At 72.5% G+C, this 23514-nt stretch carries 22 protein-coding genes and 1 rRNA gene; 18 read left to right on the plus strand and 5 right to left on the minus strand.

Annotated features, from left to right (window positions below):
* The 10 genes from rrf to EV567_RS16420 form a co-directional block, all read left to right on the plus strand.
* Positions 1–88 (plus strand): 5S ribosomal RNA (rrf, locus tag EV567_RS16375); the annotation flags it as partial.
* A gap of 61 nt (positions 89–149) precedes the next feature.
* Positions 150–794 (plus strand): HAD family phosphatase, encoded by a 645-nt coding sequence (locus tag EV567_RS16380; RefSeq protein ID WP_130440718.1) that lies wholly within the window; start codon positions 150–152, stop codon positions 792–794.
* 69 nt (positions 795–863) lie between these two features.
* Complete coding sequence (locus tag EV567_RS16385) at positions 864–1634, plus strand: VC0807 family protein (protein WP_242620850.1); 771 nt, start codon at positions 864–866, stop codon at positions 1632–1634.
* 66 nt (positions 1635–1700) lie between these two features.
* A complete protein-coding gene (locus tag EV567_RS16390; RefSeq protein WP_130440720.1) occupies positions 1701–2930 on the plus strand; it encodes an MFS transporter in 1230 nt (409 codons plus the stop codon).
* Entirely contained in the window at positions 2881–4053 is a 1173-nt protein-coding gene (locus tag EV567_RS16395; protein ID WP_130440722.1) for an acetoin utilization protein AcuC, read from the plus strand. Before EV567_RS16390 ends, EV567_RS16395 begins: the two co-directional genes overlap by 50 nt.
* 102 nt (positions 4054–4155) lie before the next feature.
* A complete protein-coding gene (locus tag EV567_RS16400; RefSeq protein ID WP_130440724.1) occupies positions 4156–4971 on the plus strand; it encodes a phosphatase in 816 nt (271 codons plus the stop codon).
* Positions 4972–5105: 134 nt separating this feature from the next.
* Complete coding sequence (locus EV567_RS16405; protein WP_130440726.1) at positions 5106–5315, plus strand: helix-turn-helix domain-containing protein; 210 nt, start codon at positions 5106–5108, stop codon at positions 5313–5315.
* Between the two features lie 154 nt (positions 5316–5469).
* Positions 5470–5568, plus strand: a complete 99-nt coding sequence (locus EV567_RS16410) for a 30S ribosomal protein bS22 (RefSeq protein ID WP_003948845.1) — start codon at positions 5470–5472, stop codon at positions 5566–5568.
* Positions 5569–5784: 216 nt separating this feature from the next.
* Positions 5785–6846: an NAD-dependent epimerase/dehydratase family protein gene (locus EV567_RS16415; protein WP_130440728.1), complete on the plus strand. Its 1062-nt coding sequence runs from the start codon at positions 5785–5787 to the stop codon at positions 6844–6846.
* A gap of 14 nt (positions 6847–6860) precedes the next feature.
* Positions 6861–7931 (plus strand): lysophospholipid acyltransferase family protein, encoded by a 1071-nt coding sequence (locus tag EV567_RS16420; protein ID WP_130440730.1) that lies wholly within the window; start codon positions 6861–6863, stop codon positions 7929–7931.
* 68 nt (positions 7932–7999) lie between these two features.
* Here EV567_RS16420 and EV567_RS16425 read toward each other — a convergent pair whose 3' ends face one another.
* The 3 genes from EV567_RS16425 to EV567_RS16435 form a co-directional block, all read right to left on the minus strand.
* Positions 8000–9250: a DUF5667 domain-containing protein gene (locus EV567_RS16425; protein ID WP_130440732.1), complete on the minus strand. Its 1251-nt coding sequence runs from the start codon at positions 9248–9250 to the stop codon at positions 8000–8002.
* Positions 9251–9507: 257 nt separating this feature from the next.
* Positions 9508–10335 carry an ECF subfamily RNA polymerase sigma factor, BldN family gene (locus EV567_RS16430; protein WP_130440734.1) on the minus strand — a complete coding sequence of 276 codons (828 nt, stop codon included), beginning with the start codon at positions 10333–10335 and terminating at the stop codon, positions 9508–9510.
* Positions 10336–10726: 391 nt separating this feature from the next.
* Complete coding sequence (locus EV567_RS16435; protein ID WP_130440736.1) at positions 10727–11635, minus strand: HAD family phosphatase; 909 nt, start codon at positions 11633–11635, stop codon at positions 10727–10729.
* A 153-nt stretch (positions 11636–11788) separates the two neighbouring features.
* Between EV567_RS16435 and EV567_RS16440 the strand changes: the two genes are divergently transcribed.
* From EV567_RS16440 to hemB, 6 genes are all read left to right on the plus strand, one after another.
* Positions 11789–12076, plus strand: a complete 288-nt coding sequence (locus EV567_RS16440) for a glutaredoxin family protein (protein ID WP_130440738.1) — start codon at positions 11789–11791, stop codon at positions 12074–12076.
* Between the two features lie 400 nt (positions 12077–12476).
* On the plus strand, positions 12477–13241 hold the full coding sequence (locus EV567_RS16445; protein WP_130440740.1) for a redox-sensing transcriptional repressor Rex: 765 nt from the start codon (positions 12477–12479) through the stop codon (positions 13239–13241).
* The gene (locus EV567_RS16450; RefSeq protein ID WP_130440742.1) at positions 13238–15019 is read left to right on the plus strand and encodes a glutamyl-tRNA reductase; all 1782 of its coding nucleotides are present in this window, start codon (positions 13238–13240) and stop codon (positions 15017–15019) included. The genes EV567_RS16445 and EV567_RS16450 overlap by 4 nt, the downstream gene beginning before the upstream one ends.
* Positions 15016–15987, plus strand: coding sequence for a hydroxymethylbilane synthase (gene hemC, locus EV567_RS16455; RefSeq protein ID WP_130440744.1), 972 nt, complete (start codon positions 15016–15018; stop codon positions 15985–15987). Before EV567_RS16450 ends, hemC begins: the two co-directional genes overlap by 4 nt.
* Positions 15984–17690 (plus strand): uroporphyrinogen-III synthase, encoded by a 1707-nt coding sequence (locus tag EV567_RS16460; protein WP_130440746.1) that lies wholly within the window; start codon positions 15984–15986, stop codon positions 17688–17690. Before hemC ends, EV567_RS16460 begins: the two co-directional genes overlap by 4 nt.
* Before the next feature lie 126 nt (positions 17691–17816).
* Positions 17817–18809, plus strand: a complete 993-nt coding sequence (gene hemB / locus EV567_RS16465) for a porphobilinogen synthase (protein ID WP_130440748.1) — start codon at positions 17817–17819, stop codon at positions 18807–18809.
* A gap of 22 nt (positions 18810–18831) precedes the next feature.
* On the opposite strand, the gene EV567_RS16470 is transcribed toward hemB, so the two are convergent.
* The gene (locus EV567_RS16470; protein ID WP_130441630.1) at positions 18832–19581 is read right to left on the minus strand and encodes a DUF4232 domain-containing protein; all 750 of its coding nucleotides are present in this window, start codon (positions 19579–19581) and stop codon (positions 18832–18834) included.
* A gap of 214 nt (positions 19582–19795) precedes the next feature.
* On the opposite strand from EV567_RS16470, the gene EV567_RS16475 reads away from it, so the two are divergent.
* Both EV567_RS16475 and EV567_RS16480 read left to right on the plus strand, forming a co-directional pair.
* Positions 19796–21259, plus strand: a complete 1464-nt coding sequence (locus tag EV567_RS16475; protein ID WP_130440750.1) for a helix-turn-helix transcriptional regulator — start codon at positions 19796–19798, stop codon at positions 21257–21259.
* 164 nt (positions 21260–21423) lie between these two features.
* Positions 21424–22662, plus strand: a complete 1239-nt coding sequence (locus EV567_RS16480; protein ID WP_130440752.1) for a PLP-dependent aminotransferase family protein — start codon at positions 21424–21426, stop codon at positions 22660–22662.
* A gap of 6 nt (positions 22663–22668) precedes the next feature.
* Here EV567_RS16480 and EV567_RS16485 read toward each other — a convergent pair whose 3' ends face one another.
* Complete coding sequence (locus EV567_RS16485) at positions 22669–23466, minus strand: DUF4253 domain-containing protein (RefSeq protein ID WP_130440754.1); 798 nt, start codon at positions 23464–23466, stop codon at positions 22669–22671.
* Positions 23467–23514 lie beyond the last annotated feature (48 nt).

Below are 23514 nucleotides of genomic sequence, written 5' to 3' on the forward strand. Positions count from 1 at the left end.
CGGTTACATTCCGAACCCGGAAGCTAAGCCTCACAGCGCCGATGGTACTGCAGGGGGGACCCTGTGGGAGAGTAGGACGCCGCCGAACAATCATTGGGAAAACCCCCGCACCTCACGGTGCGGGGGTTTTCTGCGTTTAGGGTCTGTATATGCCCTACGACTTGGTGATCTTCGACAATGACGGTGTCCTGGTGGACAGTGAGCCGATCTCCAACCGGCTGCTGGCCGCGTATCTCACGGAGCTCGGGCATCCCACCTCGTACGAGGACTCCGTTCGCGACTACATGGGCTCCGCGATGCACCGGATCCACGACCTGGTCCTGGAGCGCACCGGGAAGCGACTGCCGGCGGAGTTCGACGACGAGTTCCACCGGCGGGTGTTCGAGGCGTTCGCGCGCGAACTGCGGCCGGTGGACGGCGTCGTGGGCGTGCTCGAGAAGCTGACCGCCGGCGAGGTGCCCTACTGCGTGGCGTCCTCGGGGAGCCACGAGCGGATCCGGGTGGGGCATCGGACGACGGGGCTCGACAGATGGTTCGGGGAGTCGCGGATATTCAGCGCCCAGGACGTGGGCAAGGGGAAGCCGGCGCCCGATCTGTTCCTGCACGCCGCCGAGCGGATGGGCGTCGCGCCTGCCCGCTGCGTGGTCGTCGAGGACTCACCGCTGGGCGTGCGTGCGGCCGTCGCGGCCGGGATGGACGTGTACGGGTTCACCCGCATGACGCCCGCAGCCGACCTGGCGGAGGCCACCCGACTCTTCTCCGACATGAGCGAGTTGACGGCGCTGCTCGACTGACATCTGTCATACGGAGCTCCGGACGATCGTCTCTGGTGACCGGCCCCCGCCGACGGCGAAGCTGAGGGCATGACGACGAACTCGGTTTCCCAGGGCCGGAACACGAAGCACAACGCGAGGAAGAACTTCGCTCCGCTGATCGTGGACGTGGCGTTGCCGCTCGGTTCGTACTACCTGTTCAAGGACGGCTTCGGGATGAGCACCTTCGCGGCGCTCGCCTGGAGCAGCGTCGGGCCGGCTCTGCGGACCGTGTGGAGCGTGGTCAAGGAGCGCAGGACCAACCCGCTGGCGGGGCTGATCCTCGTCGTGAACGTGGTGTCGCTGTCGCTGGGTTTCGTCTCCGGCGACCCGCGGCTGATGCTCGCCAAGGACAGCGCGGTCAGCAGCACTGTCGCGGTCGGGATCCTGCTCTCCGTGGCGCTCGGGAAGCCGATGATGACCGCGGGGATGAAGCCCTTCCTGGTGAAGGGGGACGCGGCCAGGGAGGCCGCCTGGCAGCGGCTGGCCTCGGGCGGCTCCGTCCGCTCGGCGGACTTCCTGTGCCGGGAGCGGGCGTTCTCCGTGGTCTGGGGTGTGGTGCTGCTCGCCGAGTGCGTGGCGCGGGTGGTCGGGGCCTACACCGTCCCCGTGGACACCATGGTGTGGCTCGGCGGGGTCGTCATGGCCGTCTCGATGGTGGCCGGGTTCCTGGTCAGCGGCGCTCTCGGCGCCGGGCCGATGGCGGCGATCCTCGCGGCGGAGCTGAAAGAAGCCCCCGCCGCCGAGCCGCAGAAGCCGGAAGCGCAGGAGAACACGGCCGGGATCCGTGAGCCCGAGCTCGCCCTCCAGACCACCCGGTAGAACTGAGGGAAACTCACCTTTGGCTGGATCTATCCACGATCACCCCGGGGCCCTACGCTCGCCGCCATGACAGACGTACTGCGGCGAGGCAGGGCCTCGTTGGCGTTCAGCTTCTTCGCGCAGGGAGTGGCCTTCGCTCTCCTCGTGACGAGGATTCCGGCCGTCCAGGACCGGTACGGCGTCTCCGACGCCCTGCTGCCCGCCTTCCTCGCCGCGGTGCCCGTCCTGGCCGGCGTCGGCAGCGTGACCACGGAGCGGCTGGTGCGGCGGATACCGCCCAGCAGGGTGCTGCGCTGGTCCCAGCCGGTCGTGTTGCTGGCGCTGCTCGGCGTCGGCCTCGGGGAGCGGATGGCCGAGCTGGGGATCTCGCTCGCGGTGTTCGGTCTCGCCGTGGGCGCTCTGGACGCCTCGATGAACATGCTCGGGGTCAGCCTCCAGCGGGCGTACCGGCGCAGCATCATGCTGAGTTTTCACGCCGCGTACAGCCTGGGCGGGATCGTCGGGGCCTCGCTGGCGTGGGTGGGGGCGCACTGGCATCTCACGCTGTGGGTGTCGTATCTGCCGGTGGTGGCGGTGCTGTTGCCGGTGGCGCTGGTGGGGAGCCGGTGGTACGTCGACGGGGACGCCCACGGCGGCTCCGGGGCCGCGCCGGTGGACGCCGGGCGGGGCGGTGAGGAGGGCCTCGTCTTCCGGATGCTGCTGCCGCTGTGTCTGGTGATGACCTTCGCCTACATCGGGGACTCGACCGTCTCCAACTGGAGTGCCAAGTACCTCCAGGACGTGCTGGGGAGTTCGGAGCAGCTCGCGACCGTCCCGTACAACGTCTACATGGTGACCACGCTGCTGGGGCGGGCCATCGGGGACTTCGGGGTGCGGCGGTTCGGAGCCGTGGTGGTGGTGCGGCTGGGGGCGACGGTGGCGGCGCTGGGGTTCGGCGTGGTGGCGCTCGCGCCGGGGGCGTGGGCGGGGATGGGCGGGTTCACGCTGGTGGGCCTCGGGCTGTGCGTGCTGGTGCCGCAGACGTTCGCCGCGGCGGGGCGGCTGTTCCCCGGGGCGTCGGACGCGGCGGTCGCGCGGCTCAACGTCTTCAACTATGTGGGTTTCCTGGTCGGCTCGCCGTTGGTGGGGGCGTTGGGGGACGCGTGGAGCTATCGCGGGGCGATGGCGGTGCCGATGGTGTTGGTGCTGGTGACGTCGGTGTACGCCAGATCGTTCGCGCCTTCGCCGGACCGATACGGTGGCGGGCATGAGCGGCCGCGCACAGCTGATGTGGGACGAGGCAGTAACGGGCTATGACTTCGGTCCGGACCATCCGATGGATCCGGTCCGGCTGTCTCTGACGCGTCGACTGGTCGACGCCCTCGGTCTCGACCGTGAGGTGCGGATCGTGTCGGCCAGGCCGGCGGGGGATTCGACGCTGCGGCTCGTCCACCGGGAGGACTACATCGCGGCGGTGAAGGCGGCCTCGCTGGATCCGGGGGCCGCTGACATGTCGTACGGGCTGGGGACGATGGACGATCCGGCCTTCGCGGGGATGCACGAGGTGTCCTCGCTGATCGCGGGGCTGTCGGTGGGGGCGGCGGAGGCGGTGTGGCGGGGGGAGGCGCTGCACGCGGTGAACTTCGCGGGCGGGCTGCACCACGCGATGCCGGGCGGCGCTTCGGGGTTCTGCGTCTACAACGACGCGTCGCTGGCCGTGGCGCGGTTGCTGGAGCTGGGCGCGGAGCGGGTCGCGTACGTGGACGTGGACGTGCATCACGGGGACGGTGTGCAGGCGGCGTTCTGGGAGGACCCGCGGGTGCTGACGATCTCGTTGCACGAGCATCCCCGGACGTTGTTCCCGCAGACCGGGTGGCCCGAGGAGACGGGCGCGGACTGTGCGCAGGGGTCGGCGGTGAACGTGGCGCTGCCGGCCGGGACGGGCGACGCGGGGTGGCTGCGGGCGTTCCACGCGGTGGTGCCGGAGCTGATCGCCGACTTCCGGCCGGACGTGCTGGTGACCCAGCACGGGGCGGACACGCACTTCGAGGATCCGCTGGCGCATCTGGCGGTGTCGTTGGACGCGCAGCGGGCGGTGCAGGTCGCGTGCCACGACCTGGCCCATGAGCATGCCGGGGGGAAGTGGGTCGCGCTGGGCGGGGGCGGTTACGCGGTGGTGGACGTGGTGCCGCGGTCCTGGGCGCATCTGGTGGGCGTGGCGGCGGGGGCCCCGGTGCCGCCGGAGACGGTGATCCCGGAGGGGTGGCGGCAGGAGGTCTTCGCGCGGACCCGGCAGTTGGGGCCGATGCGGATGACCGACGGGCGGTGGCCGGTGGAGTGGGCGGACTGGGAGGCGGGGTACGACCCGGCGGACCGGCTGGACCAGGCGGTGCTGGCGACCCGGCGTGCCGCCTTCCCGTTGCGGGGCTTGCTGGCGTAGCCGCGCCGGGCGGCGCCGGGCTCGGGGTGTCCCTTAGGCCGACCGTGTCCACTTGTGCCGTTTCCCGCGCTCGGTGCGGTCGGGTCCGTCAGCATCGCTGGCGTGTTGAGTTCCGGGGGTCTTCGGGCGCATCTGCTGGCTGCTCGGTTGGCGGGGGTGGTGGCCACCTCCCGGGAGGAGAGTCTGCGGAGCTATCGGTTGTTCGCGGCGCGCGATCCCCGGGTATTGATCGGACTCGATCCCGAACGGACGTGGAGCCAGCGGGATGTGATCGAGTTGATGGCGGCCAAGTGTGGTGTTTCGGCCGATCCTCGACTGACGTCGGGGCATGATGTGATCGACCCGAGGCGGACGATCGCCGCCCTGGACCTCTTCGCGGAGCGGCTCGCCTCGGTCGCCCAGCGTGGCGCTCCGGTGCTGCTGGGCACCGGCCACCCGCACCGGCTGCTCGGTTTCTACGCCGGGCTAGCGGACGCTCTGTCGGCGGCGGGATGTGCTGTCCTCACCCCGGCGCAGGGTCGCTGTGTCGACATAACGACCCGGTTCGGTCTACGCACGTACAACCTCGACTACGTACGCGGTGTCGGGTTGGTGCGGGAACCGGAGAGCGAGCGCCCCGGTGGTGCGACCGGCGCGCACACCCATTCCCCCCTCCCGGTTCGACTGGCGCTGGCGGCGGCGGCGGAGGGCGGCGGGCCGCTGCCGGAGTTGGTGATCGGCGACCACGGATGGGTCTGCGGGGCAGGTCAGCTGGGGTTCGAGGCGATGGGGCCGGCGGACACGGACGATCCCGCGCTGTTCGTCGGGGAGGCCGAGGGGTCGGTGTCCGTGGCCGTTCCACTTGATGATGCCGTGCGGTCTGGTCACTACCGGCCGCTGATCCGCTACGTACTCGATCGGGCGTCTCTGTCACAGTAGTCCGGCGGCGGGTGCACCTCTTCCCCACTCGCATCACCCGCCCCTACATTGGGGAGTGAGCACGCAGCGACGAAGAGTCACCGGAAGGGGAAGCCGGTGGCCGTCGAGTCGAGTGCGGAAGGTTCAGGTGTGTCATGGCTGCTGACCAGAGGCCTCTGAGCGAGGTTCAGTTCCTTACCGTGGCGGAAGTCGCCTCGGTGATGCGAGTGTCGAAGATGACCGTGTACCGGCTGGTGCACAGCGGTCATCTGCCCGCGATCCGGGTGGGGCGGTCGTTCCGTGTCCCGGAGAACGCGGTTCACGAGTACCTCCGCGAGAGCTACGTGGGGGTGGAAACCGTCTGACCGACGCGGTGGGGGAGCCGGCCCAGGGCGCTTCGCCGGCCCCTCCACGCCCTCGATTACGAGCTCAGCGCTCGGGCGGGTAGGCTAGCCCCTCGTAGGTCGTATGGGCCCATGTCGCCCAGCACCGAGTGATGAGAAGTGAGCGAGGGTAGTCGTGGGCTCTGTAATCAAGAAGCGGCGCAAGCGGATGGCCAAGAAGAAGCACCGCAAGCTGCTCAAGCGCACGCGCGTTCAGCGTCGTAACAAGAAGTAAGTTCGCGACGCGAACCGCGAAAGCGTGTGTGGCCCCCCATCCTTTGTCGGTGGGGGGCCACACGTATAGGGGCTGGCCGATCTGGTCACCTCCTGCGTCGGGCGGTCGCCACAGCGCGGCATCGACCCGATAGGTTGGCCCGCGAGCGGGGAACGCGGCAGGGTACGAGCAGTGCAGCAGTTCAGGCCGGACCGAAACGGAAGGAAGGCGCTGATCTTGGGCGAGGTCGTGCTCGTGACCGGAGTGGCCCGACAGCTGGGGGGCCGGTTCGTACGCCGGATCCTGCGTGACCCCGGGGTCGAGCGGGTGATCGCCGTGGACGCCGTGCGGCCCGAGCACCATCTCGGCGGGGCCGACTTCATCCAGGCCGACATCCGCCAGCCCACCATCGCGCGGGTCCTCGCCGAGACCGGCGCCGACACCGTCGTCCACCTGGACGTGACGGCGACCGCGCTGGGCAGCGGGAGCCGGACGGTGGTCAAGGAGACCAACGTCATCGGGACGATGCAGCTGCTCGGCGCGTGCCAGAAGTCGCCCAGTGTGAAGCGGCTGGTGGTGAAGTCCAGCACCAACGTCTACGGTTCCGCGCCGCGCGACCCCGCGGTGTTCACCGAGACCAACCCGGCCAAGGCCCTGCCCAGCGGCGGGTTCGCGAAGGACACCGTCGAGGTCGAGGGGTATGTGCGCGGGTTCGCCCGGCGGCGGCCCGACGTCGCCGTGTGCGTGCTGCGGTTCGCCAACATCCTCGGGCCGACCGCCGAGACGCCGCTCGCCTCCTACTTCAAGCTGCCGGTGCTGCCCACCGTGCTCGGCTACGACCCCCGGCTGCAGTTCGTGCACGAGGACGACGTGATCGAGGTGCTGCGGATCGGCTCGCACGAGCCGGCGCGGGGCACGCTCAACAGCGGCACGTTCAACATCGCCGGGGACGGCGTGCTGCTGCTGTCGCAGTGCTCGCGGCGGCTCGGGCGGCCCACCGTGCCGCTGCTGCTCCCCGCCGTCACCTGGGCGGGCTCCCTCGTGCGTACGCTGGGTATGACGGACTTCTCGCCCGAGCAGATCCGGCTTCTCACGCACGGCCGGGTTGTGGCCACGGACCAGATGCGCGAGACGCTGGGATTCACGCCGAGATACACCACCGCGGAGGCCTTCGCGGACTTCGCACGCAGTCAGGGGCAGGGTCTCCTGCCCCCCGAGGCCCTTGCGGGGGCCGTCGACCGGATCGCCGCGCTGCCCCTCGCGGGCGGCGGCCACCCCCCGACGCAGAGCGCCAACTGAGGAGCGCATCAACGATGGCGGACGCCAAGGTCATTCCGTTCGACGACGACCGGTCCCGCGGGGGCGCCGTGCAGCGGCCGTCGCGGCGCCGGAGCGCGGGGAGCCGGCGCGCGACCGGCGAGCCGGCGCCGGTCCTCGAGATCGGCGAGGCCGCTGCGGGGAGCACGGCGGCACCGGTCCCGCCCCTGCCCGGGGCGGCCGCGCAGGACGGCAGCCGGGCGACCGGGGAGCCGCGGGAGGACGCCGGCGGCCTGGAGCGGCGCATCGCGGGCGGGCTGTCGTTCCTGCGCCGCCGCCTCACGGGCGACTACGAGGTCGACGACTTCGGCTACGACGAGGAGCTCACCGACCAGGTTCTGATGTCGCTGCTGCGGCCGGTGTACGAGAAGTACTTCCGGGTCGAGGTGAAGGGCGTCGAGAACATCCCGGCCGAGGGCGGTGCGCTGATCGTCGCCAACCACTCCGGGACGCTGCCGCTGGACGGCCTGATGATGCAGGTCGCCGTCCACGACCACCATCCGGCGAATCGTCACCTCAGGCTGCTGGCCGCAGATCTCGTGTTCGTGCTGCCGGTCGTCAACGAGCTGGCGCGCAAGCTGGGGCACACGCTCGCGTGCGCGGAGGACGCCGAGCGGCTGCTCGGGCAGGGCGAGTTGGTCGGGGTGATGCCGGAGGGCTTCAAGGGCATCGGCAAGCCCTTCAGCGAGCGCTACAAGCTCCAGCGGTTCGGCCGGGGCGGGTTCGTCTCCACGGCGCTGCGCAAGGGCGCTCCGATCATCCCGTGCTCGATCGTCGGGGCGGAGGAGATCTACCCGATGATCGGCAACGCCAAGACCCTCGCACGGCTGCTGGGGTTCCCGTACTTCCCGCTGACGCCGACGTTCCCCTGGCTGGGGCCGTTGGGTGCGGTGCCGCTGCCGACGAAGTGGACGATCCAGTTCGGGGAGCCGATCCCGACGGACGGCTATCCGCCGGAGGCGGCGGAGGATCCGATGCTGATGTTCAACCTGACCGACCAGGTGCGCGAGCAGATCCAGCACACGCTGTACAAGCTGCTGGTGCAGCGCAGGTCGGTCTTCTTCTGAAACGCCGACGGCTGTGGGGCGCCCTTCCGGGAAGGGCGCCCCACAGCCGTACTACGTGCTCGCGCCGGTCAGTCCGTGTCGTCGCCGTTGATGCCCAGGCCGGGAAGGAGGCCGGGGAGGAGGGGCGGGACGGTGACGTCGGGCTGGGTGGGCAGGCCGGCGGACGGCGGGCTGATGTCGGCGCTCTGCGGCGGGTCGAGCAGACCGCCGGTGTTGCCGCCGAGCAGTCCGTCCTCCTCGCTGCCACTGGCGGACGGGTTGCCGGGGCTGCCGCTGCCGCCGCTGGGGCGGTCCGCGCCGGGGGTGGTGCCACCGGTGCTGGGGGCGGACGAGCGGTCGGCGCCCGAGGCGCCGGGGGACGCCGTGTCCGTACCCGCGCCCGTGCCCGTGCGCTGCCGTCGGTCGTCCTGGGCGCCGCCCTGGGCGGGCGGCTGGGGCAGCAGGGACTGCAGCGGGGCGACCTCCTGGTCTATGGCGTCGAAGACCGACGACACCTGCTGACTGACGTCCCCCAGCTGTACGGGCAGCTTCTCGCGCAGGTCGCCCCAGACGTCGCGGTGCGAGCGCGAGAAGGCGGACAGCGCCTGGATGGGGCCCAGGGAGTCCGGGTCGCGTTGGTACGCCTCGTGCAGCAGCCGGTGGCCCTCGGAGGCGTCGTGCTGCATGCCGGACAGGGCACGCCGGATCTCGCCGAGGGACTCGTGGTCGAGCGGGGCGCCGCCGCGGCCGCGCTCCATCAGCCGGCGGGCCTCGCCGAGCCGGGTGGAGGCCTGGTCGAGGTAGGCCCGGCCGCGCTCGCCGTCGCCCTCGGCGAGATAGTTGAGCTTGAAGTCCTCGATGCCCCGCTTGAGCCCGTACAGGGAGTCGCCGGGCAGGGCGTCGGAGCTCGCGGCGGCGACGCCGCCGAACGCTCCGGCGGCCACGCCGACGCTGAGCCCGCCCGCGGTGAGGCCCTTGGCGAGCCGTGAACGCGGTCGGAGTTTGCTCAACGGGGTCGCCCGGTGGGATCCCCGCGCGCGGGACCGCTGTTCGGGTACCGATGCGTCCTCGCCCGCGGCGCCCGCCTTCAGCATGGCCTCCATGGCGGCGACCAACTGGGCGCGCTGGACGACCTTGACCTCGGGGTCGAACTCCGGCTGGGGCAGCTCGGCGAGACTCGTCGCAAGGGCCAGGAGGCGGCCCCGCTCGGTCTGGTCCGCAGCGGCCGGGGCCGGTGCCGATCCTTCGGACTGCTCGGCCGCCGTGCCCTGGTCGGACTGTTCCTCCAGGGCCTGGGCGAAGGCGTTCGCCCGCCGGTGCGCCGATACGTTCGCGATCACTGGCGGCACCTCCTCTCGTCATGACGGTCGGCTCCCCGGGGGTTCGGGGGGTTGCACGCCCGCGACCGCTTCCACACGATCAGGTGATCGGGGAGGGCCGGGACGTGACCACAGGGAGCCTGTATCCCGCACAACGACTGGCGCGGCACTTGGGTTACGGACTGCGGATGATCGGATGGGGAAGTCAACGGACTTTCACCGAAAGTGAGTTGAGGTGGCCCTCAGTAGGCGGCGGCGAGGGCGGCAGGGCGGCGGAGTCAGCGGGCGTCGTCGGGGAGGAGCCGGGCGAGCGTACGGACGGCCCGGTACTGGAGCGTCTTGATGGCGCCCTCGTTCTTGCCCATCACACGGGCGGTCTCGGCGACGGACAGCCCCTGGAGGAAGCGCAGCGTGACGCATTCCTGCTGCTGGGGGTTGAGCCGGCGTACGGCGTCCAGCAGCGCCGCGTTGGACAGGGACTCCAGGACGGAGTCCTCGGGGGAGCGCTCGACCTCGTTGGCGTCGAGCATCTCGCCGGTGGTCACCTCCAGCCGGAAGCGGCTGGACTTGAAGTGGTCGGCGACGAGGTTGCGGGCGATGGTGACGAGCCAGGCCCCGAAGTCGCGGCCCTGCCAGGTGAAGGTGCCGATCCGGCGCAGGGCGCGCAGGAACGTCTCACTGGTGAGGTCCTCGGCGGTCGCCTTGCCGCCCACCCGGTAGTAGATGTACCGGTACACGGTGTCGCTGTACTGGTCGTACAGCCGCCCGAAGGCTTCGGCCTCGCCGGCCTGGGCACGCTCGACGAGGTCCATCATCCGGGCGCTGTCGCTGTCGGCGGCCGGCCGGCGGGCGGCGGCCGCGCCGGTCGCGCGTCCCCGTCTGCCGGCCGTGCGTCCGTCGCCCGACCGCCGCCCCTCGACGACGCTGCGCGCCGGCGCCTGCTCCAGGCCGTCGGCCAGTGCGTAGCACGGCCCGTTCGGAGCGGCGGCGAAGGCGGGGACGGCGTACGCGGTGGGGACGAAGCCGCGCAACAGGTCCTGGACCGTAGCGACCTTTGCGCGCAGCGTAGCCAGGCCCGAGGTGTCAACCCCGACGTGTGGGTACACGGGACTCCCAGAGGCAGAGCTTCCATCACGTGCAGTGCGGGACCTTTCACCCGTCGTAGCGACGGAGGGGTACCGGTTTGCGTCTGAGGAGAATAACGCTTCGTACAGGCGCTGCTACACCGAGTTGCTCAAAGTGTCGATTACATCGCCTCTGAAGCCGATTGCCGCCCGATCAAGTTGCGGAAAGTGACCGCCTGTTGTTCGGAACGGTTCGAGTTTCCGGTCGCTCCGGGGCGTGTTGTGGCGGTGCGCGGACAACGGGCGTCGTCCGCGCACAGTTGGGGGCCGCAGGGGCCGGACCGGCGGCCTCCGGTCAGGCCGCCGGCCATGGACCGCTGGTCAGGCCCGCCGCTCAGCGGGTCGTCCGGTTGACGTGTCGGTCAACGGCGCGTCAACGGCGCCGGCGGTGCAGGGCGATCGCCGCCGCCGTGCCGCCCGCCACCGCGCCCACCCCGGCGGCCGCCGGGATGCCGACCCTGGCCGCCTTGCGGCCCGTGCGGTAGTCCCGCAGGCGCCAGTCCAGGTCGCGGGCGTGCCGGCGGAGCTTGGCGTCGGGGTTGATGGCGTAGGGGTGGCCGACGAGGGAGAGCATCGGGATGTCGTTGTGGGAGTCGCTGTAGGCGGCGCAGCGGGAGAGGTCGAGGCCCTCCGCCGAGGCCAGGGCGCGCACCGCCTCCGCCTTGGCCGGGCCGTGCAGCGGCTCGCCCACCAGCTTGCCGGTGTAGACGCCGTCCACCGACTCCGCGACCGTGCCGAGCGCCCCGGTGAGGCCGAGGCGGCGGGCGATCACCTGGGCGATCTCCACGGGCGCCGCCGTGACCAGCCACACCTTCTGTCCGGCGTCCAGGTGCGCCTGGGCCAGCGCCCGGGTGCCGGGCCAGATGCGCTCGGCCATGTACTCGTCGTAGATCTCCTCGCCGATCGACTGGAGTTCGCTGACGCGGTGGCCCTTGACGATGGAGAGCGCCGAGTCGCGGGCCTCCTGCATGTGTTCCGGGTCCTCGACGCCGGCGAGCCGGAACCACGCCTGCTGCCAGGCGAACCGGGCGAGCTCGCGGGTTTCGAAGAACTTCCGTTTGTACAGGCCACGGCCGAAGTGGAAGAGGGCGGCGCCCTGCATCACGGTGTTGTCCAGGTCGAAGAAGGCCGCGGCCTTCTCGTCGCCGTGGACGGGGAACTGCGCTTCGTCCTGGGTGTCCTGACTGGACTTGCGGGCGGCCTCCGCCGAGGCCTCGCCTGCCAACACGCTCCGCGCCGTGGCGGAGCGCCTACGGGGAGTGAGCCATCCGAGAGCGGCCATGGCGTGAGCATAGCCAGTTCATCCCGTGGTTCCGGAGTCACGAGGTTTGAACGCTGTGAACTCTCCGCGACCGTGTCGTTAAAGAAGTGGGGTGGGCGCGGGGGGAAAGCGGAATCGGGGCGACGGCGGCCGTCCGCGCGTCGCCGCGCGAGAATGGCTGACATGAGTCCCCTCTTCCGCCGCAAGGGCCCCGCCCCGCAGGACCGGCTGGTGACGTTGATCGGCAAGCCGGGCTGTCATCTGTGCGATGACGCACAGCTGGTGATCGAGAAGGTGTGCGCCGATCTCGGCGTGCCGTGGGAGAAGCGGGACATCACCGAGGACGCGGAGCTGCACGACCGGTACTGGGAGCAGATCCCGGTGGTCCTGGTCGACGGTGAACAGCACACCTTCTGGCGGGTGAACGAGGAGCGGCTGCGCAGGGAGTTGACGGGCGGGTGACGGGCGGGTGACCGTCGAGGGGCCGGTGAGCGGCGGGTGGGCGTGCGCCTGCGCTGCGGCGGGCGGACGTCCGGCGGCTCGGCGGGCCGGGCGCTCGATGATCGACAACTGACCGACCAGTCCAAGTGGGCGCCGAAGTCGCTTAGGATCGTCGGTGACCAGGTCTCGGGGGCGGGATTCGTGAGGAGAGTGTGCGGTTTTGCCCCCGGTAGTGAAGGAGCGCGGGCGCGTGAGCGCCGCCTCTCCGTGCATGGGCCGGAGGCGCGTGACCCCGGTCACGTTGGCCGGGCAAATCGGACACCATCTTTGTGCACGCGTTCACAAAGACATAGCCTGCTTTCGACGGGGCGGTCTGGGGACGCATGACCGCCTGCAGCCCCGCTCTACCCGCAGGAGCACCGTGGCAACTGGCCGAACTCACCGACCGGCGACCCGTAGCCGAGGGATTCCCGAGGCCACCGTCGCCCGGCTTCCGCTGTACCTCCGCGCGCTGACCGCGCTGTCGGAGCGCTCGGTCCCCACCGTCTCCTCCGAGGAGCTCGCGGCCGCGGCGGGCGTCAACTCCGCGAAGCTGCGCAAGGACTTCTCCTACCTGGGCTCCTACGGGACGCGCGGGGTGGGCTACGACGTCGAGTATCTCGTCTACCAGATCTCCCGTGAGCTCGGCCTCACCCAGGACTGGCCGGTAGTGATCGTCGGCATCGGCAACCTCGGCGCGGCGCTCGCCAACTACGGCGGGTTCGCCTCCCGCGGCTTCCGGGTCGCGGCCCTCATCGACGCCGACCCCGCGATGGCCGGGAAGCCGGTCGCCGGGATCCCGGTGCAGCACAGCGACGAGCTTGAGAAGATCATCAGCGACAACGGCGTGTCGATCGGCGTCATCGCGACCCCGGCCGGCGCCGCCCAGCAGGTGTGCGACCGGCTCGTGGCCGCCGGCGTCACCTCCATCCTGAACTTCGCGCCGACCGTGCTGTCCGTCCCCGACGGGGTCGACGTGCGCAAGGTCGACCTCTCCATCGAGCTGCAGATCCTCGCCTTCCACGAGCAGCGCAAGGCCGGTGAGGAGGCCGCGTCCGGCGACGGCGCCGGCCCCGCGCCCACGCCCCGCCGCGCGTCCGCCGACCAGGGCCCTGACGGGGACGTCCCCGCCGTGATGCCGGCATGAGTCTCCTCGTCGTGGGACTGAGCCACCGCACCGCTCCGGTCAGCGTGCTGGAGCGCGCCTCGCTCTGCGCGGACGCCCAGTCGAAGCTGCTCCAGGACACGCTCGCCGCCGAGCCGGCCGCCGAGGCCGCCGTGCTCGCCACCTGCAACCGCATCGAGCTCTACGCCGACGTGGACAAGTTCCACGCCGGTGTCGCCGAGCTGTCCACGCTGCTCGCCCAGCACAGCGGGGTCGGCCTGGAGGAGCTCACGCCGTACCTGTACGTGCACTACGAGGACCGCGCCGTCCACCACATGTTCTCGGTGGCCTGTGGTCTGGACTCGATGGTCGTCGGCGAGGGGCAGATCCTCGGCCAGATCAAGGACTCGCTGGCCCGCGCGCAGGAGCTGCACACCGCCGGACGGCTGCTGAACGACCTGTTCCAGCAGGCGCTCAGGGTCGGCAAGCGCGCCCACTCCGAGACCGGCATCGACCGCGCCGGCCAGTCCCTGGTCACCTTCGGCCTGGAGCAGCTGGCCGCGGGCGGGGACGTGACGGCGTGGGCCCGCGGCAAGCGCGCCCTGGTCATCGGCGCCGGCTCCATGTCCTCGCTGGCGGCGGCCACGCTCGCCCGGGTCGGCGTCGCCGAGATCGTCGTCGCCAACCGCACCTTCGACCGCGCCGAGCGCCTTGCGCACCTGCTCGAAGAGCAGTACGGGCCCAGCCTGGCCGAGGCGGGGCAGCCGGGGCTGACGGCCCGCGCCGTCCCCATGGAGGCGGTGCGGCATGAGCTGACACGTGCCGACGTCGCCGTCTCCTGTACCGGGGCGACGGGGCTCGTCCTCACGGCGGACGCGGTCGCGGCGGCGGTCGAGGGCCGCACCGGCGCGCCCGTCGCCTTCACCGAGGACGCGTACGCGCAGGAGCCGTCGCGGGCCGGGGTGCGGCCGCTGCCGACCGCGACCGCGGGCGCCGCCGGCGCCGACGACAACTGCCCGCTCGACCTGCAGGCCGTGCAGCAGTCCGGCTTCTCCGTGATGGGGGAAGCCGCCGTGGCCGGCATGGACGCCGCGACGCTGGAGCAGCACGCCGCCTGGGTCGCCGGCGCGGGCGTGGACCGCCGGGAGGCCGCGCGCCGGCCCGAGGCCGACGCCGAGCTGATCACCGCGCTCGCCGCGACCGCCGCCACGCTGGGCCGGGTCCCCGAGCGCCGCAGGCCCGAGCAGGCCGCCGCGCCGGTACGGCCGGAGCCGGTGCTGTTCGTGCTGGACCTCGCCATGCCGCGGGACGTCGACGCGGCCGCGCACCGGCTCGCCGGGGTGCGGGTGGTGGACATCGAGTCGCTCGCCGAGGTCTCGGCGGACGCTCCGATGGCCTCCGACGTCGACCAGGTCCGCCGGATCGTCGCCGACGAGGTCGCCGCGTTCGGCGCGGCGCAGCGGGCCGCGCACATCACGCCCACCGTGGTCGCCCTGCGCACCATGGCGGCCGACGTCGTGGCCGGCGAGATCGCCCGCCTCGAGGGGCGGCTGCCCGGCCTGGACGACAAGCACCGCGCCGAGATCACGCAGACCGTGCGGCGGGTCGTCGACAAGCTGCTGCACGCGCCGACCGTGCGGGTCAAGCAGCTCGCGGCGGAGCCCGGCGGCGCCGGGTACGCGGACGCGCTGCGGACCCTGTTCGACCTCGACCAGGAGGCGGTGGCCGCCGTCTCGCGGGCCCGTGAGGACGCGGGGGCGGACGGCGACCACAGCATCGAGATCATCGAGAACCACGCCAAGAACCGAGGGCCGGCATGAGTACGAAGGCACTGAGGCTCGGGACCAGACGGAGCAAGCTCGCCATGGCCCAGTCCGGGCAGGTGGCGGACGCCGTACGCCGGGTGACCGGGCGGCCCGTCGAGCTCGTCGAGATCACCACCTACGGCGACACCTCCCGCGAGCACCTCGCGCAGATCGGCGGCACCGGGGTGTTCGTCACCGCGCTGCGCGACGCGCTGGCGCGGGGCGAGGTCGACTTCGCGGTCCACTCGCTGAAGGACCTGCCGACCACGCAGCCCGAGGAGCTGGTCCTGGCCGCCGTACCGGTGCGCGAGGACCCGCGCGACGTGATCGTCGCCCGGGACGCGCTGAAGTTCACCGACCTGCCGCGCGGGGCGCGCATAGGCACGGGTTCGCCGCGCCGGATGGCGCAGCTGAACGCGTACGCGCGTGCCCACGGGCTGGACATAGAGACGGTCCCGATCCGGGGCAACGTCGACACGCGGATCGGTTTCGTCCGGGACGGAGAGCTGGATGCCGTCGTCCTGGCCGCCGCCGGACTGAACCGGATCGGGCGTAGTGAGGAAGTGACCGACTTCCTGTCGGTCGACACGGTTCTGCCCGCCCCCGGCCAGGGGGCACTGGCGATCGAGTGCAGGGCGGGCGACACCGCCCAGGACGCAGCTCTGATCGCAGCCCTCGGCGAGCTCGACGACCCGTTCACCCGGGTCGCCGTGACCGCCGAACGGTCACTGCTCGCCGCCCTGGAGGCCGGTTGCAGCGCCCCTGTGGGTGCGCTGGCCGACCACCTGGCCGACGGGCAGATTGTCAAGGAAATGCGCCTGCGCGGCGTCGTCGGCACGACCGACGGTTCGCGCACGGTGCAGCTGTCCACCACCGGTCCCGTGCCCGACACGCACGACCGGGCAATGGCGCTCGGTCGCGAACTCGCCGCCGAGATGCTTGCCCAGGGCGCGGCCGGTCTGATGGGGGAGCGAGCACAGTGAGCCCCACCGCCCTTCCTGCCGCCGCCGTTCCTGAGCACGGGCACGTCACCTTCCTCGGTGCCGGACCCGGGGATCCGGGACTGCTGACCCTGCGCGCCGTGGAGGCCCTGGCCCACGCGGACGTCCTCGTCGTCGAGCACGAGGTGCTCGACGTCGTCCGGACGCACGCCCGGCCGGGCGTCACCGTCGTGAACGCGGAGACCGGTCCTTCGGATCCGCTTCCGGGCACGGTCGCGCCTCTCGCCGCGGTCGTTGACGGCGCGTCAACAACCGTTGCTGATCCCGCGGTGCGGGATGCCGCACATCTTGTCATGGAGGCCGCGCGGGGCGGCAGGCGGGTGGTGCGTGCGGTGTCCGGGGACCCCGGACTCGACACGTACGCGGCGGCGGAGATGCTCGCCTGTGCCGCGGCCGGCGTGCCCTTCGAGGTCGTTCCCGGCGTCGCCGCGGCGGTCGGCGTGCCCGCGTACGCGGGTGTGCCGCTGCGGGACGCGCAGGGCGCGGACGTCCGGTTCGTGGACGCCCGTACCGCCTCCGACCGGTGCTGGACCGAGGTCGGCGCGTCGGACGGCACGGTCGTGGTCTCGACGACCCTCGACTCGGTCGCCGCGGCGGCCGGCGAGCTGGTGTCGGCGGGCCGCAAGCCCGACACCCCGCTGACGGTCACCGTCGCCGGTACGACGACCCGGCAGCGCACCTGGTCGGCCACGCTCGGCACGATCGCGCAGACGCTGAAGCAGGCCAAGGTGCTGCCCTCGCCCGAGGGCGGCCGGCCGGTGATAGCCGTGGTCGGCGAGCGTTCCGCCCCCGCCCAGCGCGACCAGCTGGCGTGGTTCGAGTCCAAGCCGCTGTTCGGCTGGAAGGTGCTCGTGCCGCGCACGAAGGAGCAGGCGGCGTCGCTCTCCGACCAGCTGCGGTCCTACGGGGCCGTGCCGCACGAGGTGCCGACGATCGCCGTCGAGCCGCCGCGCACGCCCCAGCAGATGGAGCGGGCGGTGAAGGGCCTGGTCACGGGCCGCTACGAGTGGATCGCCTTCACCTCGGTGAACGCCGTCAAGGCGGTCCGGGAGAAGTTCGAGGAGTACGGCCTCGACGCGCGGGCCTTCGCCGGGATCAAGGTCGCGGCGGTGGGCGAGCAGACCGCCAAGGCGCTCGTCGCCTTCGGCGTGAAGCCGGATCTGGTGCCCAGCGGTGAGCAGAGCGCCGCCGGTCTGCTGGAGGACTGGCCGCCGTACGACCCGGTGTTCGACCCGATCGACCGGGTGTTCCTGCCGCGGGCCGACATCGCCACCGAGACGCTGGTCGCCGGTCTCATCGAGCTCGGCTGGGAGGTCGACGACGTCACGGCCTACCGGACCGTGCGGGCCTCGCCGCCGCCGGCGGAGACCCGGGAGGCGATCAAGGGCGGCGGCTTCGACGCCGTGCTCTTCACGTCGTCCTCCACGGTCCGCAACCTGGTGGGCATCGCCGGCAAGCCGCACAACGTGACGGTGATCGCCTGCATCGGCCCGGCCACCGCGAAGACCGCCGAGGAACACGGTCTGCGCGTCGACGTCATGGCGCCGGAGCCGTCCGCGCTCAAGCTGGCCGAGGCCCTGGCCGACTTCGGCGTCCGCCGCCGGACCGCGGCTCTGGAAGCGGGCGACCCGGTCACCCGCCCGAGCGAGCGCCGTCCGGGCGCCCGGCGGCGCCGGGCCACCTGAGACACCGGCCGCACGGCCCCGCCCCCGAGTCGACGTCAGTCGTCGGGGGCGGGGCCGTCCGCGTCGGCGGCTCCACCGACCCGGCGTCGGTAAAGGGGCTGCCGGGGCGGGCGTAGCGTAGAGCGCATGACGAAGTACGGATCCTTTCCCGGTACGCGTCCCCGGCGGCTGCGCACCTCCCCCGTGATGCGGCGCATGGTCGCCGAGACCCGGTTGCATCCTGCCGACTTCATCCTGCCCGCGTTCGTGCGGGAGGGCGTGAGCGAGCCGGTGCCGATCCAGGCGATGCCCGGGGTCGTCCAGCACACCCGCGACAGTCTGAAGAAGGCGGCCGCCGAGGCGGTGGCGGCCGGGGTCTCCGGGATCATGCTGTTCGGGGTGCCGGAGGAGTCGAAGAAGGACGCGCTCGGGACGCCGGGGACCGATCCGGACGGGATCCTCCAGGTGGCGATCCGGGACGTGCGGGCCGAGGTCGGGGACGACCTTCTCGTCATGTCCGACCTGTGCCTGGACGAGACCACCGACCACGGGCACTGCGGTGTGCTGGACGAGGAAGGGCGCGTCGACAACGACGCCACCCTGGAGCGGTACGCCGAGATGGCCCAGGTCCAGGCCGACGCCGGCGCCCATGTGGTCGGCCCCAGCGGAATGATGGACGGGCAGATCGGCGTCATCCGTGACGCCCTGGACCAGATCGGCCGGGAGGACGTCGCGATCCTCGCCTACACCGCCAAGTACTCCTCCGCCTTCTACGGGCCCTTCCGGGAGGCGGTCGGTTCCTCGCTGAAGGGGGACCGCAAGACCTACCAGCAGGACCCGGCCAACCTGCGGGAGTCGCTGCGCGAACTGGCGCTGGACCTGGAGGAAGGGGCCGACATGGTGATGGTCAAGCCGGCCGGACCCTACCTGGACGTCCTCGCGCGCGTCGCCGACAGCGTGGACGTGCCCGTCGCCGCCTACCAGATCTCCGGCGAGTACTCGATGGTCGAGGCCGCCGCCGAGAAGGGCTGGCTCGACCGCGACCGGGCCATCCTGGAGACGCTGACCGGCATCAAGCGGGCCGGGGCGCGGAACATCCTCACCTACTGGGCCACCGAGGCGGCCCAGAAGCTCCGGTGAGGCGGGCGCTGCCTGCCGAGGGTCACCACTCGAGGGCGTCGGCCATGTCCTGCTGCCAGTACGTCACCTGCAGCGAGCTGTCGTAGTACACGCCACCGGCCGGCAGGGAGGGCTTCGCCACCGCGCCGCCGTCGCTGTCCGGCGTGCGTCCCTGGAAGCCCACCGTCAGCTTCTTCGCCGTCATGCCGCCCTCGCCGCTGCCGTCGGCCGCCGACAGCAGGACGCCCGCGTAACCCGACTCACCGGGGGAGAGGGTCGTCACCGCCTGCGGCCTGGTCCCCTCCGCGGCCTGCGGCGCCCACTGCATCTCCTCGAAGCGCAGCACGGGGTAGTAGGTGAGGTCGCAGACCTTGCTGCCGGTGTTGGTGACCGTGATCAGCATGTGGTTCAGGGGGCGCGGGACCGGCTTGGCGGTCACCTTGGTGTTCGAGCCGTTGCACAGGACGCGGTTCTCCGGGGCGTTCGGGTCCGTGTCCTTGCCCTTGCCCCGCGGGGCGGTGACGGAGGTCTGCTTTCCGGACGTGCCGCCGGCGGGCTTCGCGTGCGAACCGGTGCCGGAGCCCGTGTCGGTGACCGTGCCGGTGCCGGAGTCCGTCGTCGTGCCCGTGTCCGCAGCCCCCGTGTTCCCGGGCTGCGAGGTGACCGCCGACGACACCGGCGTCGACGCGCCCTCGGTCTTCGTGCCCGTGCCGTCCTGGCACGCCGTGAGAGACAGGGCCGCGACGGCGGCGATCGCAGGGGCGAAGAGGGGGTTGGTGCGGCGGATGCGCATGGTGAAGACCCGTTCCTGGAAAAGGTGTTGGCGCAGGCTGCTCGACCGGTCGGCGGGAGCGGCGTGCTTGGATGACCTCAGCATGTGGGGTGATCCGTCCCGGCCGCCACGTCCGGCGGGCGATCAGGGACGCTGGAACGGACACAACGCATCTGAGCTGGGAAAACAAGCCATCCCTGGAACGCAGGGGTGGGACATGGGGGGTGGACGAACGGTGTCTGCGGCGGACTTCGCGGAGCTGTTGCGGGAGTTGAAGGACCGGTCCGGGCTCAGCTACGGAACGCTCGCGAAGCGGCTCCACATGAGTACGTCGACCCTGCACCGCTACTGCAACGGGGACGCCGTCCCCACCGACTACGCGCCGGTGGAACGGCTCGCCCGGCTCTGCAAGGCGACGCCCGCGCAACTGGTCGAGCTCCACCGGCGGTGGGTGCTGGCCGACGCGGGGCGCGGCAGGAAGGGGAGCGAGGCGTCGGGCGGCGCGGGCGGTGCCGCCGCGCCGTCCGCCGACGGTGGCGCGGTGAGCGGGACCACCGTGACCGCGGACGCGGTCGACGGGGACGGCGACGACAGGGCCGACGACGACGGGGCGGCCCCGTCGACCGCCGGCGGTGGCGCGGTGAGCGGGACCACCATGACCGCGGACGCGGTCGACCAGAACGGCGACGACAGGGCCGACGCGGCGACCGAGGTGCTCGAAGGGCCGGTGCGGGACCCGGGCGGTCCCGACGGCGACGGCGGGGCGCACGACCCCGGCGTACGGCGTCGCGCACGCCTCCTCGCCGTCGTCGGCGCCGCCACCGCCCTCGGGGCCGTGGCGCTCGCCCTCTCCCTGAGCCTGCCGGGCGGCGACCGGGACGCCGGTGACGCGCGTCCGGCCGGCGCCGCGTCCGCGCCAGGGGCGGTGAGCGGCTCGCCGTCGGCCTCCGCCCCGTCCCTCTCCCCTTCCCCTTCCTCCGCCTCGCCCTCGGCTTCGACCGCGTCGCCGTCCGGCTCCCTGACGCCGTCGCGCCACGCCCGTGGAGGCGCCGCGGGGGCGGCCCCCGACCCCGGCGCGGCCGCGCCGCCCTTCACCGTCGACGTCCGGTCGCACGCCTGGATCGATCCCTGCTCCCAGCGGTACCTGATCGACAGGGAGCCGGACCGGGTCGCGCCGCCGCCGCTCGAACAGCATGCGCCCGCCTGGGTCGCCGCGCACGGTGCCGTGCCCTCGGGGCAGCAGATGGTGGCGGTGACCGTGCAGGGGGCGGGGGACGAGACCGTCGTCGTGAACAGCCTGAGGGTCCGCACGGTGGAGAAGCGTTCACCGCTCGCCTGGAACGACTACGCCATGGGGTACCCGGGTGTCGGCTGCGGCGGCGGCATGCCGAAGCGTCATTTCTCCGTCGCCCTCGACGCGGCGCGGCCGAAGCCGGTGCCGGACGCGGGGACGGAGGACTTCCCGTTCACGGTGAGCGAGTCCGACCCGGAGATCTACTACATCAGCGCCGACGCCTCCGCGTACGACGTGAGCTGGGTGCTGGAGCTGTCCTGGTCGAGCGGGCCGCGGCGGGGGACGCTGATCGTCGACGACCACGGCAAGCCGTTCCGCACCAGCGGCAACAACGGCCGGCCCGCCTACGAGTTTCCGGTCGGCGGTTCCGCGTGGGGCCGGGCGGGGGCTTCCCCGACGCCGTAGGAGTCGCAGGGCACGGGCCTTCGTCGGGCCGCCCTTCCGCGACCGTGAGGACGTCCCACGGCTCACCTCACGTCCGGATCGTGGAAAGTAACGTGTAGACGGCATGCACTTCCCTAGGCTTCGGGACGCGAGGCGTACGCCCCCGCAGCCGAAGGAGCCGTGCCATGACCGTCGTCCCAGCCGACACCTCCCCCGCCGACGAGGCGTCGACTGCCGTTCCCGCCGCGCCCGTTCCGGCTTTCGCCGCGCGCACCCTCGCCGTCGGCGGGTCGCCCGTGCGGGACATCCTGGCCGTCACCGCCCGGCCCGAGGTGATCAACTTCGCGGGCGGGCTGCCCGCACCGGAGCTCTTCGACCGGCAGGGCGTCGCCGACGCCTTCCGGCACGTGCTGGAGGAGACGCCCGGGCGGGCCCTTCAGTACTCCACCACCGAGGGCGAACCGGCGCTGCGCGAGCCGCTGGCGGCGCGCATGTCCGCGCGGGGGCTGCCGACCGGCGCCGACGACCTCCTCGTCACCGCCGGTTCGCAGCAGGCGCTGTCCCTCCTGGCCGCGGCCCTGCTCGACCCGGGCGACACCGTCCTCGTCGAGGACCCCTGCTACCTCGCCGCCCTCCAGGTCTTCGGCCTCGCGGGCGCCCGGGTCGTCCCGGTGCCCGGCGACGCGGACGGCCCCGACCCCGAGGCGCTGGCCGACCTGGTGGCCCGTGAACGCCCCAAGCTGCTCTACACCGTCCCCACCTTCCAGAACCCCACCGGCCGCACCCTCCCCGCCGAGCGCCGCGCAGCCCTCGCGGCCGTCGCCGCCCGCCACGGCCTGTGGATCGTCGAGGACGACCCCTACGGCGAACTCCGCTACGAGGGCGAGCGCGTCCCCTGGATCGCCGCCCACCCCGACGCCCGCGACCGGACCGTGCTGCTCGGCTCCTTCTCCAAGGTCATGGCCCCCGGTCTGCGGCTGGGCTGGCTGCGCGCCCCGGCACAGCTGCGTCGCGCCTGCGCGGTCGCCAAACAGGCGGCCGACCTGCACACCCCGACCGTCAACCAGCTCGCCGCCGCCCGCTACCTGGCCGTCGCCGACCTCGACGCGCATGTGGCCCGCGTCGCCGGCGTCTACCGCGAACGCCGGGACGCCATGCTCGCCGGACTGCCCGGCGCCCTCCCCGAGGGGTCGGTCTGGAACCGGCCCGAGGGCGGCATGTTCCTGTGGGCGCGGCTGCCCGACGGCCACGACACGGCCGCCCTGCTGCCCGCGGTGGTCCGGCACGACGTGGCCTACGTCCCCGGCGCGCCCTTCCACGCCGGTGAGCCCGACCCGGCGACGCTGCGGCTGTGCTTCGTGACGCAGACGCCGGAGGAGATCACGGAGGGGCTCAGCCGGCTGGGGCGGGCGCTCGGCGCGTGATGCCGGTCAGTCCCACCGGAAGGTCCAGGCGCGTTCCCCCACGAGGTCCTTCGCGTACTCCCGCAAGGTCCGGTCGGCGAAGTTGTCGGGGCAGAAGGCGTAGTGCTCCGCCGCCAGCGCCTCGGCGTCGGCGAGCGTGACGGGCGGGGCGGCAACGGAGACGGTCAGCACGGCGAAGCCGAGGGCGACGACGCGTATGTGGAAGCGGTCCTCCCAGGACCGCAGGACCGCGCAGAGCCGGGCCACGTCGTCGTCGTGGTCGAGCGGCCCGCACCAGCCGACCGCCGCCGGCACGTCGGCGGAACGGCGGGCCGGGACGAGGGCCAGCCGGGGCTCCTCGATCCCGGAGCGGGAGCCGTCGCAGAAGGCGTCCGCGAGCCGCGCGGCGGCGACCGCGGGGTCGACGGTGAGGGAGGCGGCGGGCGCGAGGCCGGGCCAGTCGGCGCTGTCGCCGTCGGTGACGTCGCCCGGCTCGCACTCCTCCCAGTGCTCGGCGAGGACCTCCTCCGCGTCGTGATCACCCGGGTAGGAGGCCAGCCGCGGCGCCAACTCCCATTCGTCGGGCCCGCCGTGGGTTCCGCTCACCTCGACGAGCACGGGCAGCATTCCCGCGCGGGCCGCCGGCCCGCCCAGCGCCGCCCAGCTCCCGGCGGACGCCGGCTGCTGCGCGCACCACAGCAGCGGCTCGTGCCACGTCCCCGCGTCCGTCGTGTCGATCAGCCGGCCCGGCGGCAGCCGGAGACCGAGGGTGCGACCGCTCGGGTCTGAGGCCAGTGTGGGCAGCGGGTTGGGAAGAGTCGCCATGACGGCGACTGTAGGGGCCGCCACTGACAACCGGTCACCGAGCCGGCG

The organism is Streptomyces sp. BK239 (assembly GCF_004217285.1).
Lineage (GTDB): Bacteria > Actinomycetota > Actinomycetes > Streptomycetales > Streptomycetaceae > Streptomyces.